Annotated in this window: 1 pseudogene (running past one end of the window); it reads left to right on the top strand. The window is 45.5% G+C overall.

Annotation, left to right across the window (positions count from 1 at the left end):
* A pseudogene (locus FDX22_RS15415) lies at nucleotides 1-209 on the top strand (ligand-gated channel protein) (its annotated part extends 321 nt beyond the left edge of the window); the annotation flags it as partial.

Raw genomic sequence — 209 nt, 5'->3', positions numbered from 1 at the left:
GATGGCGGCAGAAAACTGCCGTAACGGTGTTTGTAAGCCAAACAGCAAAAGCTACAACCGTTATGAACACACAACGTATTCATTAACCCACAGCGGTTATTACGACGATTTCAACAGCACCAGCTATGTTCAGCAGGAAGAGACCAAAAACCCTGGTCGTCAGATGAAATCCTACAACACGATCTTCAATAACCAGAACCAGGTCTTCC

Source organism: Citrobacter sp. TBCS-14 (assembly GCF_005280805.1).
Classification (GTDB): domain Bacteria; phylum Pseudomonadota; class Gammaproteobacteria; order Enterobacterales; family Enterobacteriaceae; genus Citrobacter; species Citrobacter gillenii.
Note: the sequence above shows the minus strand (reverse complement) of the source record. Positions and strands in the feature narration are given on the sequence as shown.